This is a genomic window from Nonomuraea sp. NPDC051298 (genome assembly GCF_055586305.1).
The window spans coordinates 30,977-41,378 of record NZ_JBVJIM010000016.1 but is presented as its reverse complement, the minus strand read 5'-3'; the positions used below and the strand labels follow the sequence as shown (position 1 = coordinate 41,378).

12 protein-coding genes are annotated in these 10,402 nt (G+C 71.1%); 10 read left to right on the top strand and 2 right to left on the bottom strand.

Translation table 11 applies throughout. The features are described from left to right. The first annotated feature begins 80 nt into the window (after positions 1 to 80). From ACZ6S0_RS36115 to ccsB, 8 genes are all read left to right on the top strand, one after another. Entirely contained in the window at positions 81 to 710 is a 630-nt protein-coding gene (locus ACZ6S0_RS36115; RefSeq protein WP_344876848.1) for a bifunctional DNA primase/polymerase, read from the top strand. A 244-nt stretch (positions 711 to 954) separates the two neighbouring features. Then, a complete protein-coding gene (gene hemL / locus ACZ6S0_RS36110; RefSeq protein ID WP_465923816.1) occupies positions 955 to 2,244 on the top strand; it encodes a glutamate-1-semialdehyde 2,1-aminomutase in 1,290 nt (429 codons plus the stop codon). A gap of 259 nt (positions 2,245 to 2,503) precedes the next feature. Next, positions 2,504 to 3,424, top strand: coding sequence for a LysR family transcriptional regulator (locus tag ACZ6S0_RS36105; protein ID WP_465923815.1), 921 nt, complete (start codon positions 2,504 to 2,506; stop codon positions 3,422 to 3,424). A 65-nt stretch (positions 3,425 to 3,489) separates the two neighbouring features. After that, a complete protein-coding gene (locus ACZ6S0_RS36100; protein ID WP_465923814.1) occupies positions 3,490 to 4,128 on the top strand; it encodes a histidine phosphatase family protein in 639 nt (212 codons plus the stop codon). 71 nt (positions 4,129 to 4,199) lie between these two features. After that, the gene (locus ACZ6S0_RS36095) at positions 4,200 to 4,766 is read left to right on the top strand and encodes a TlpA family protein disulfide reductase (RefSeq protein WP_465923813.1); all 567 of its coding nucleotides are present in this window, start codon (positions 4,200 to 4,202) and stop codon (positions 4,764 to 4,766) included. Then, on the top strand, positions 4,759 to 5,481 hold the full coding sequence (locus tag ACZ6S0_RS36090) for a cytochrome c biogenesis CcdA family protein (protein WP_465923812.1): 723 nt from the start codon (positions 4,759 to 4,761) through the stop codon (positions 5,479 to 5,481). Before ACZ6S0_RS36095 ends, ACZ6S0_RS36090 begins: the two co-directional genes overlap by 8 nt. Beyond that, positions 5,481 to 7,040: a cytochrome c biogenesis protein ResB gene (gene resB, locus ACZ6S0_RS36085; RefSeq protein ID WP_465923811.1), complete on the top strand. Its 1,560-nt coding sequence runs from the start codon at positions 5,481 to 5,483 to the stop codon at positions 7,038 to 7,040. The genes ACZ6S0_RS36090 and resB overlap by 1 nt, the downstream gene beginning before the upstream one ends. Next, positions 7,030 to 8,010, top strand: coding sequence for a c-type cytochrome biogenesis protein CcsB (gene ccsB / locus ACZ6S0_RS36080; protein ID WP_465923810.1), 981 nt, complete (start codon positions 7,030 to 7,032; stop codon positions 8,008 to 8,010). The genes resB and ccsB overlap by 11 nt, the downstream gene beginning before the upstream one ends. 13 nt (positions 8,011 to 8,023) lie before the next feature. Here ccsB and ACZ6S0_RS36075 read toward each other — a convergent pair whose 3' ends face one another. Beyond that, a complete protein-coding gene (locus ACZ6S0_RS36075) occupies positions 8,024 to 8,317 on the bottom strand; it encodes a PLD nuclease N-terminal domain-containing protein (protein ID WP_344876864.1) in 294 nt (97 codons plus the stop codon). 139 nt (positions 8,318 to 8,456) lie between these two features. On the opposite strand from ACZ6S0_RS36075, the gene ACZ6S0_RS36070 reads away from it, so the two are divergent. Together ACZ6S0_RS36070 and ACZ6S0_RS36065 are read left to right on the top strand one after the other, a co-directional pair. Then, positions 8,457 to 9,524 carry a hypothetical protein gene (locus tag ACZ6S0_RS36070; RefSeq protein ID WP_465923809.1) on the top strand — a complete coding sequence of 356 codons (1,068 nt, stop codon included), beginning with the start codon at positions 8,457 to 8,459 and terminating at the stop codon, positions 9,522 to 9,524. A 10-nt stretch (positions 9,525 to 9,534) separates the two neighbouring features. After that, positions 9,535 to 9,777: a hypothetical protein gene (locus tag ACZ6S0_RS36065; protein ID WP_465923808.1), complete on the top strand. Its 243-nt coding sequence runs from the start codon at positions 9,535 to 9,537 to the stop codon at positions 9,775 to 9,777. Between the two features lie 194 nt (positions 9,778 to 9,971). Here ACZ6S0_RS36065 and ACZ6S0_RS36060 read toward each other — a convergent pair whose 3' ends face one another. Next, positions 9,972 to 10,193 (bottom strand): BldC family transcriptional regulator, encoded by a 222-nt coding sequence (locus tag ACZ6S0_RS36060; protein WP_026214226.1) that lies wholly within the window; start codon positions 10,191 to 10,193, stop codon positions 9,972 to 9,974. Positions 10,194 to 10,402: the final 209 nt, after the last annotated feature.

Genomic DNA, 10,402 nt, shown 5'->3' with positions numbered 1-10,402 from the left:
CGGTCGGCCGCTGAAGACGGCCGACCGTGCCGCCCGGAGCCGGGGCCTGCTCAGGCGCTGTTACTCGACGGGAGACACCAATGGTGGGGGTACCACTGGCTCGGCGTACCAAAAAGCGGTCGCGGCCGACACGCATCGAGGCCGTGCTCGAATACGCCGCCCTGGGCTGGCCCGTCGTGCCGGGCGCCTATCCGCTGCGCCACGGGCCGCGCGCCTGTTCCTGTGACAGGGTCGGCTGTCCCGACCCGGGCGCGCATCCGCTCTCGCCCGCCTGGCACGTGCAGGCCACGACCGACCCCGCCCTGCTCACACGCTGGTGGCAGAACGAGCCCGAGGCCGGGGTGATCGTGCCCACGGGGCGCGTGTTCGACGTCTTCGACGTACCGCTCGCCTCCGGCCTGTCGGCGCTCACGCGAATCGACGCCGCCGGAGCACACCCGGGCCCGGTCGCCGCCAACGGCGACCGGGTCCTGTTTTATGTGGCCACCCGGGGCAACCCGGAGGACGAGGACGAATGGTGGTCGTGCCAGCTCGACTGCGACCCGGCGACCATCGACGACACGCCTGGGCTGCGCTGGCACTGCCGCGACAGCTACGTCCTCGCGCCGCCCTCGGCGCTGCCCGGCGGCCAGTCCGTCGCCTGGCTGCGCCCTCCCGACGGCCGCCCGCTCCCCGACCCGCTGCGCCTCCTGGAGTGGCTGGCCGACTGAGGTCAGAACCGTCGAAGGTCGCGCTGCTCCACCTCGGCCATGACCTTGGCCACGGCCACTTCCCTCCATGCGGCCTTCTCCGCCAAACGCGCTGCCTCAGCCTGGTCGAACTCGCCCCGCTGAGCGCGTGCCGCGAGCTTCTCCAGCGCTTCGAGCCGTCTGCCCCGCGCGACGTGAGCACCGCTGTGCCTCGTCTTGTGCCCGAGCGTGGGGGTGGTGGACGGCGCGGCTAACCTTGGTTGCCGTGAGCCGTACACAGAACTCCGAGGACCTGTTCGCCCGCGCCCGCGCGATCGTGCCGGGAGGCGTCAACTCCCCGGTACGCGCGTTCGGCGCGGTGGGCGGCACCCCCCGCTTCATGGCCTCGGGCTCCGGCCCCTACATCACCGACGTCGACGGCAACCGCTACGTCGACCTGGTGTGCTCGTGGGGCCCGATGATCCTCGGCCACCGCCACCCCGCCGTCGTCGAGGCCGTCTCGGGGGCCGTGGCCGCCGGCTTCTCCTACGGCACCGCCACCCCGGGCGAGGTCGAGCTGGCCGAGGAGATCGTGGCCAGGGTGGCGCCGGTCGAGAAGGTGCGCCTGGTCAGCTCGGGCACCGAGGCGACGATGAGTGCCGTGCGGCTGGCCCGTGGGTTCACCGGGCGGTCAAAGGTGATCAAGTTCGCGGGCTGCTACCACGGGCACGTCGACGCGCTGCTGGCCGCTGCCGGGTCGGGGGTGGTGACGTTCGGGCTGCCCGACACGCCCGGCGTGACGGGGGCGTCGGCGGCCGACACGATCGTGCTGCCGTACAACGACGTCGCGGCCGTCGAGGAGGCGTTCGCCACGGCCGACGTCGCGTGCGTGATCACGGAGGCGTGCCCGGCGAACATGGGCGTCGTCCCGCCGCTCGACGGCTTCAACGCGCGCCTGCGCGAGCTGTGCACGGCCCACGGCGCGCTGCTCGTCGTGGACGAGGTGCTGACGGGCTTCCGCGTCTCCCCGGCGGGCTGGTACGGCCTCGACCCGGTCGACGCCGACCTGATGACGTTCGGCAAGGTGATGGGCGGCGGGCTGCCGGCGGCGGCGTTCGGCGGCCGGGCCGACGTGATGGCCTGCCTCGCGCCGGAGGGCCCCGTCTACCAGGCGGGCACCCTGTCGGGCAACCCGCTGGCCTGCGCGGCCGGCCTGGCCACGCTGCGGGCCCTCGACGCCGAGGCGTACGCGCGGGTCGACGCCGCCGCGCTGAGGGTGGGGGAGGCGGCCTCCGAGGCGCTGGGCGCGGCGGGGGTGCCGCACCGGCTGCAGCGGGCGGGCAGCCTGTTCTCGATCTTCTTCACCGAGTCGCGGGTCACGAACTTCGCCGAGGCCAAGGCCCAGAACACCGACGCGTTCACGGCGTTCTTCCACGCCATGCTCGACCAGGGCGTCTATCTGCCGCCGTCGGCGTACGAGGCGTGGTTCCTGTCGGCCGCGCACGACGACGAGGCGCTCAACCGGATCGCCGACGCTCTTCCCGCGGCGGCGAAGGCGGCCGCCGCCGTCCTGTGACCGACGGGGCGGCTACCTGAGGGGCTGTGGCGCCGAAGCGCCGACGGCGAGGGGCTCACCATGCGCCGAGCCCGCTCAGCGAGCGGGCTTCTCGTAGCGGATGCGCTGGTCGCGCGCCTGCTCGGCGAGCACCTTGAGGTACGACACGGGGGTGGGCTGCGGCTTCTTCGTCTTCAGTATTCTCATGCAACTATTTTCATCTGCTACACATTCAACGACAAGCGAGACTTTCTACGCTAAACCATTTAGGCTGGCTTACATGTTGGACTTGAACCGCCTCAAGGCCCTACACGCGGTGCACGTCTACGGGTCGGTCGGCGCGGCGGCCGAGGCGCTCATGGTCACCCCGTCGGCGGTCTCGCAGCAGATCGCCAAACTGGAGCGGGAGACCGGCGCCCGGCTCATGGAGCGCAGCGGGCGCGGCGTGCGCCTGACCGACGCCGCCGGCCTGCTGGCCGAGCACGCCGAGCGCATCCTCGCCCTGGTCGAGACCGCGGAGGCCGACTTCGAGGCGCTCCGGGGCGAGGTCGTGGGTCGGCTCAACATCGCCGCCTTCCCCACCGCCGCGCGCGGCCTGATGCCCGGCGCGCTGGTCTCGCTCAGGCAGCGCCACCCCGACCTGTGGGTGCAGCTCACCGAGCGCGAGCCGGAACGCGTGGTACGCGACGTCTCCAGGGGCGAGCTGGACCTGGGCGTCATCCAGGACTGGCTCAACCGGCCCATGGCCCTGCCCGAGGGCCTGTCCAAGGCCACGCTGCTCGACGACGTGGCCGACGTGGCCATGCCCGCGGCACACCCGCTGGCCGGGGAGCGGGAGGTCGAGCTGGCCGCGCTGCACAGCGAGCAGTGGATCAGCTCCTCGCCCGGTACGATCTGCCACGACTGGCTGGTCTTCACGCTGCGCAGCGCCTCGCTGGAGCCGGTGATCGCCTGCATGGCCGACGAGTACCCGACCCAGCTCGCCCTGGTGGCCGCGGGCCTGGGCTGCGCGATCGTGCCGCGGCTCGGCCGTGACTGCGTGCCCGCGGGCACCCGGCTCATCCCCATCCGGCCGCGCCAGTCGCGGCGCATCTACGCGGTGTGGCGTACGGACGCGGCGCGCCGTCCCGCGATCAGGGCCATGGTGGAGGCGCTGGCAGAGGCGAGCAGGAAACAGGAGAACGCCTGGGCGGTGAACTGAGGGTGTCCGTTTCACGTGCGGGCGCCGACGGCACGGCCCGGGTGAGCGGATAGGCTGTGCAAACCATGGCTGAAACCACCGTCGTCCACCTGCTGCGCCACGGTGAGGTGCACAACCCGTTGGGCATCCTGTACGGCAGGCTGCCCGACTATCACCTGTCCGAGACCGGTCAGCTCATGGCCGAGACGGTCGCCAAGGCGATCGGCGGCCGCGACATCGTCGCGCTCTACAGCTCGCCGCTCGAGCGCGCCGTGGAGACGGCGACCCCGCTCGCCGACAAGCTCGGTCTGGAGATCGTCCAGGACGACCGGCTGATCGAGGCGGGCAACTTCCTCCAGGGGCGCGTCGTGGGCAAGGATCTCCGGGTGCTGCGCGACCTGCGCAACTACCGCTATTTCTGGAACCCGCTGCGCCCGTCCTGGGGAGAGCCCTACTCGGTCATCTTGCGGCGCATGAAGTCGGTGATCGACGAGGCCAGGGCCGCCGCGCGCGGCCACGAGGCGGTGCTCGTCAGCCACCAGCTCCCGATCTGGGCCATCAGGTGCGCCGCGGAGGGCCGCAGGCTCTGGCACGATCCGCGGCGTCGGCAGTGCACGCTGGCCAGCCTCACCACGCTCATGTTCGCCGGCGACCGCCTGGTCAGCATCGGCTACAGCGAGCCCGCCGGATCGTTGCAGACCGGACGGCCCATCCCCGGGGCCTGATGTCCGGGGCGCGCGGGCACCCCGGTAGAGTTGCAAGCTCTACCGGTTGTAGTACAAGGAGATCTTCCTCCGTGCGCGCCAAGTCCATCCCCCTCCTCCTGCTGGCCGTGCTCGTCGCCGGCTGCGCGGGCAACCAGAGCGGCCAGCCGCAGGCAGGCGACACCAGGTTCGTCGCGGGCGACGGGAAGATGCAGGTGTTCGAGGCGGCCGAGCGCAAACCGGCGCCCGTGGTCGAGGGGCCGACCCTCGACGGCGGCACCGCCTCGCTGGCGGCGCACAAGGGCAAGGTCGTGGTGCTCAACTTCTGGGCGTCGTGGTGCGGGCCCTGCAGGGCCGAGGCGCCGGTGCTCAAGGAGGTCGCCGCGAAGACGAAGGACACCGGCGTGCAGTTCCTCGGCGTCGACTTCAAGGACCGCCAGGCCGACGCGCAGGCGTTCGAGCGCACCGAGCAGACCGGTTACCCGCACATCTTCGACCAGCCCGGCAAGGTCGCGCTGGCCTTCCAGGGCACGGTGCCGCCCGCGGCCATCCCGTCCACGCTCATCATCGACAAGCAGGGCCGCATCGCGGCCAGGGCGCTGGGCGCGGTCAAATACACCGACCTGATGAACACCGTGACCAAGGTGCGCGATGAGTGACGTCGTCGCCTCCGGCTCGCTGCTGCTGGCCGTGCCCATCGCGGTGCTGGCCGGGGTGGTGTCGTTCCTGTCGCCGTGCGTGCTGCCGCTGGTGCCCGGCTACCTGTCCTACGTCACCGGCATGAGCGCCGACCCCAAGCGGGGCCGGCTGGTGCTGGGGGCGGCGCTGTTCGTGGCCGGGTTCGGGCTGGTGTTCGTGCTCAGCGGGGCGCTGTTCGGCGGCCTCGGGTCGGTCATGCTGGGCAACGCCGTCCACATCACGCGGGTGCTCGGCGTGCTGACCATCGTGCTCGGGCTGGTGTTCCTGGGCGTGGTGCCCGGACTGATGCGCGACGTGCGCATCCACCGCCTGCCCGCCGCGGGGCTGGCGGGCGCGCCGCTGCTCGGGGTGGTGTTCGGCCTGGGCTGGACCCCCTGCATCGGGCCCACTTTGGCCGTCGTGCTCACGCTCGGGCTCAACGAGGGCAGCGCCGGGCGGGGCGCCCTCCTGGCCATGGCGTACGCGCTGGGCCTGGGCCTGCCCTTCGTGGCCGCGGCGCTCGCCTACAGCCGGGCCCTGCGTACGTTCCGGGCCATTCGCCAGCACTCGCGCCTGATCACCCGGGTCGGCGGCGGCATGATGGTGGCCGTCGGCGTCCTGCTCGTGACCGGGCTTTGGGGAGAGATGATCGCGGCCATGCAGGGGCTGATCGGCTCGTTCGAGCCGGTGATCTGATGAGCGTCGAAGAGCTGGAGCGGAAGAAGGCGCCCGAGCGGCAGGCGTTCGGGGCGACGGCCTGGCTGCGCTGGGTGTGGCGCACGCTCACCTCGATGCGGACGGCGCTGATCCTGCTGTTCCTGCTCGCGCTGGGCTCGGTGCCCGGCTCGCTGGTGCCGCAGCGCGGCGTCGACCCCGACAAGGTCGCCCGGCTCTACGAGCAGAACCCGGGCCTGGCCGAGTGGTACGACCGCTTCCAGCTCTTCGAGGTGTTCACCTCGGCCTGGTTCGCGGCGGTCTACCTGCTGCTGTTCACCTCGCTGATCGGCTGCATCATCCCGCGCACCGCGACCTACCTGCGCGAGCTGCGCCGCCAGCCGCCAGCCGCCCCCAAGAACGTGTCCCGCCTGCCGCACGCCGCCTCGTTCGAGGGCGAGCTGGAGGTCGCGGAGGCCGCCGCGCGGCTGCGTAAGCTGCGCTTCCGGGTCGTGACCGGCGACGGCTGGGTGTCGGCAGAGAAGGGCTTCCTGCGCGAGACCGGCAACCTGTTCTTCCACATCGCGCTGCTCGGCATCCTGCTCGCGATCGGCGCCGGCTCCCTCTTCGGCTACCGGGGCAACGTGCTGGTCGTCGAGGGCGACGGGTTCGCCAACACCGTGGCCGCCTACGACCGCTTCATCCCGGGCAGCCAGGTCTCGGCCGAGTCGCTGGAGCCGTTCTCGTTCCAGCTCGCCGACTTCAAGGTGGCCTACCAGGTCACCGGTGACAAGCGCGGGCAGGCGCTCGACTACACGGCCCGGCTCAAGGTCAACGACTCGCCGGAGTCGCCGGCCCGCGACTACGACCTCAAGGTCAACGAGCCGCTGGAGATCGACGGCACGCAGACCTACCTGATCGGCAACGGTTACGCGCCCGTCTTCAAGGTCACCGACGGCAAGGGGCAGGTGGCCTACGAGGGGCCCGTGCCCTGCCTGATCGAGGACAAGACCACGATGACCTCGGGCTGCGTGGTCAAGGCGCCCGACGCGCAGCCGTCGCAGCTCGGCTTCCTGCTGCAGTTCATGCCCACCAGCGTGCCGCTGACCGACGGCGGCCACGCCTCGGCCTTCCCCGGCGAGCTGAATCCCGAGGTGCAGATCCTCGGCGCTTTCTCCGGCGATCTGGGGATGCGCTCGGGCAGGCCGCAGTCGGTCTACGAGCTGGCCGAGCCCGAGTTGCTGAAGAAGCTCAAGCCCCTGGTCATGGGGACCGCCACGGCCAAGCCGCTGGCCGTGGGGCAGTCGGTCGACCTGCCCGACGGGGCCGGCAAGATCGAGTTCACCGGCGTGAAGGAATGGATCACGCTCCAGATGGCCTACGACCCGGGGCGCATGCCCGCCCTGGTGGCCGCGGCCACCGCCGTCGTCGCCATCGCGCTCTCGCTCATGATCCGCCGCCGCAGGGTGTTCGTACGGATCGGCGGGGGCCGGGTCGACGTGGGCGGTCTGACCCGTACAGAGGGCTCAGCGGCGGGCTTCGCCGAGGAGTTCGCCGACATCGTCAAGGTTCTATCAGCGGGAGTGAAGGATGAACGCTGAGCAACTCGCCGAGCTGAGCGACCTCTTCGTCGTCGCGGCCGTTCTGCTCTACGTCGTCGCCATGGTCGGGTTCGCGATCGAGCTGGCCTTCGACCGGGCGCGTCCCGGCAAGGCGAAGGCCGCCACGAAGCGGGAGGCCGAGGCCAGGCAGCCGGTCGCGGTCGGCGCGTCGGGCAGTGACACCGCCGCCGCCACCGGGCCGGTGGAGGAGGCCGAGACGCCCGCCGCGCCCGCCGCGCCTCCGGCGTGGGCCCCCAAGGCCGGCACCGTGGCCCTCGTGCTCGCCTGGATCGGCTGGGCCGCCAACTTCGGCGCCATCGTCACCCGCGGCCTGGCCGTCGACCGGTGGCCGTGGGGCAACATGTACGAGTTCGTGGTGGCCATCTGCTTCGCCGCCGTGTCGGCGTTCCTCGGCACCCAGGTCCGCCACAACGTACGCTTCCTCGGCGCGTTCGTCATGGTCATCAGCGCGCTCGGGCTCGGGCTGGCGGTCAGATACTTCTACACCGTCGCGGGGCCGGTGGTGCCCGCGCTCGACTCGTACTGGATCGCCATCCACGTCTCCGCGGCGATCATTGCCAGCGGCCTGCTGGCCCTGGCCGGGGTCGCGGGGGTGCTCTATCTGGTGCGCGGCGACGGGATGTCACGCCTGCCCTCCCGCGCCGACCTGGAGAAGGTGGCGCACCGGGCGATCGTCTTCGCCTTCCCGCTGTGGACGTTCGCCGTCATCGCGGGCGCGCTGTGGGCGGACCGGGCGTGGGGCCGCTACTGGGGCTGGGACCCCAAGGAGGTGTGGTCGTTCATCACCTGGGTGGCCTACGCCGCCTATCTGCACGCCAGGGTGACGGCGGGCTGGCGGGGCAGGGCCGCGACGATCGTGCAGCTCGTGGCGTTCGGGTGCCTGCTGTTCAACCTGATCGGGGTCAACATCTTCATCGACGGGCTGCACAGCTACGCCGACGTGAAGTGACCCCGCCGGGGGGCTAGCTCAGGTCGTCGCCGCGCATCCGCCGGTCGAGGTCGCGAAGGAAGTCGGGGTCGTCGTCCGGCCCCTTCGGCGCGCCAGGACCCGGGGGCACGGGCCAGGCGGCGCGCGGGGCCCGCGGACGGCCGCGCGCCATCCACACCAGGCCGCCGAGCAGCGGGATCAGCACGACGATGAGGATCCAGAGCGCCTTTGGTACGTTCCTGACCTCGTCTTCGGGCGTCGTGACGACGTCGAACAACGAGAAGAGCCAGAAGGCCAGCAGCGCGAGGCCGATCAGAACACCTGCCATGTCCCGAACTGTAAGCCATGGAGCTGTGTGATCGTGCTGCCCGATGTCCCATTTCGGATGACTAGCGGAAGATCGGCGTCGTACGGTGGAAACCGATCCGACGGTGTCCATGGGACTTCACGGGGCGTTGAGGGGTGCGATGGCCTTTTCTCACGACAAGGGTCCCGGTGACAGAGGGCGGCATCGGCGCGGCCGTTGGTGGCGGCGGGGCTCGTACCTGTTCTCGCGCCGCACCGAGGCGCCGCCAGAAGCCGACCGCTCGTTCTGGTCCAGCGTCCGCGAGAGGCGCCAGGAGGCCCGCGCGGCGGCCAGGGGTCTCAACGGCGCGGAGCGGCGCCATTGGCCGGGAGGCGACGGGCTGAAGGGGCGGCCCGAGCGAGGCCGGGGCGGCGAGCCCGAGAGGATGACGTGGCCGGGCGGCGACGCGAAGGAACGGACGCCGCGGCACCCGCAGGAGACGACCTGGGACGCCTTCGACGTACGCGAGCGCGGCGAGCGGCTGCCCGCCGCCGTGGTCGTCGACCGGCCCAGCTACACCTGGTACGACTTCGAGCTCGCCGACCAGCCGCTCAGAGCCCGGCCCAACCGGCCCGACCTGCCCTCGCTCGGCGACGGCCTGCGCCACTGCGGCGCGCTGGAGTCGATCCTGCACCGCCAGTGGGACGCCAGGCTGGGCCCGCCGCCCGCGGACGTCATCAGGGCCGTGGAGAGCCTGGCCCGGCTGCCCGACCGGCTGAAGGAACTGCTGGCGGCCCGGTTGGAGGGCATCTACGTCGGCCCTGGAGGCGTGCCCGACCTCGACGACATGGGCTACTTACGCGGCGCGCCGCTTCCGTCAGGGCGCGCGACCTGGGACATCTGCGCCGGAGCGTACGGCGACCGCAAGATCGTCGTCGGCGACCGTCCCTCGCCCACGCCTGACGTGATGATGCACGAGGTCGGTCACGCCATCGACGACGTCGACGCGTTCCACGGGGAGTGGGTGTCGGACTCACCGGAGTTCGTACGCCTCTACGAGGCCGCCGCGCCGCTGCTGACCTCGACCTTCCACCGCCAGGGCGGCGGGCTCGGCCGCAAGGAGTTCTTCGCCGACGCCTTCGCCGCCATCGCCGCCCGCCAGCGTCCCGCGCTCGTGGACATGCTCGGGGGCGACACGCGCATGGCGCTCGACATCATGCTGTTCTTCAACCGGCGCTACGGAATCTAGGTGATCGGCCATGTACGTCATCCGGCTCGCGGACGGCACCTTGCGCGTACCGCAGAGCCTGACCAGCGAGGACGGGCGACTGATCGGCAACGCGTTCGTGGAGGTCCAGCCCGGTGACCCCGACTACGAGCAGTGGTTGCCCGAGTCGCTGACCGAGGAGGAGGCCGAGTTGCGCCGTCGGCGCTGGGAAGAGGAGAACGACGACCTGGAGCGGGAGTTCCTGGCCTTCAAGGCGGAGCAGGAGGACGCCTGAGCGGGGGAGGCGTAGGTCTGCCTGAGCTACCGGACAGGCGCCAGCCACGGTCGGCGGATGGCGCCGCCCCGTACCTCCCGTACGTGCGTGTGGCCGGAAAGCACGCGAACAGTGGGTCCCGCCAGCGGTGATCCTGGCGGCTAGGGCCGCGGATCAGGCGGCCCACCGTGCAGGATCACCGACTTGACGGAACGTCAGACGCGCGGGGACTCACCTGCCGGCCTGTCGGCCGTGAGAACGTCCTCGCCTCGCAGAAGGGCGTGGACTTCCGACTCGCGGAAGCGCCGGTGCCCTCCGGGGGTGCGGATACTGCTGATGCGGCCTGCCGCAGCCCAGCGCGTAACCGTCTTTGGGTCAACCCGGAAGAGGGCGGCAACCTCTCCTGGGGTCAGCAGACGCTCGCTGCTACTCTCCACCAATCTCTCCCCCTCGCATCCCGCTTCCTGCCAGCGGGCGGACAGGTACCAGTGTGTCGAGCGAAGCCTGATTTATCCGTGGTTTTCTACAAAGATCACGGGTTGTTATCGGCTGACTGCCCGATTGTTATATGATAGAGCCTCTTTGGGGCTCTCGTGGGTGTTTCTTTACGAAACTCCCTAACTGGGAACAGTAGCAGTGCTCGCGT

Bases quoted from the DNA above. Each gene is read 5' to 3' on its own strand.
- ACZ6S0_RS36105 (WP_465923815.1), top strand. From the start codon at position 2,504: ATGTTGGACTTGAACCGCCTCAAGGCCCTACACGCGGTGCACGTCTAC.
- ACZ6S0_RS36075 (WP_344876864.1), bottom strand. From the start codon at position 8,317: ATGGCAGGTGTTCTGATCGGCCTCGCGCTGCTGGCCTTCTGGCTCTTC.
- ACZ6S0_RS36070 (WP_465923809.1), top strand. From the start codon at position 8,457: ATGGCCTTTTCTCACGACAAGGGTCCCGGTGACAGAGGGCGGCATCGG.
- ACZ6S0_RS36100 (WP_465923814.1), top strand. From the start codon at position 3,490: ATGGCTGAAACCACCGTCGTCCACCTGCTGCGCCACGGTGAGGTGCAC.
- resB (WP_465923811.1), top strand. From the start codon at position 5,481: ATGAGCGTCGAAGAGCTGGAGCGGAAGAAGGCGCCCGAGCGGCAGGCG.
- ACZ6S0_RS36115 (WP_344876848.1), top strand. From the start codon at position 81: ATGGTGGGGGTACCACTGGCTCGGCGTACCAAAAAGCGGTCGCGGCCG.
- ACZ6S0_RS36065 (WP_465923808.1), top strand. From the start codon at position 9,535: ATGTACGTCATCCGGCTCGCGGACGGCACCTTGCGCGTACCGCAGAGC.
- ACZ6S0_RS36090 (WP_465923812.1), top strand. From the start codon at position 4,759: ATGAGTGACGTCGTCGCCTCCGGCTCGCTGCTGCTGGCCGTGCCCATC.
- ccsB (WP_465923810.1), top strand. From the start codon at position 7,030: ATGAACGCTGAGCAACTCGCCGAGCTGAGCGACCTCTTCGTCGTCGCG.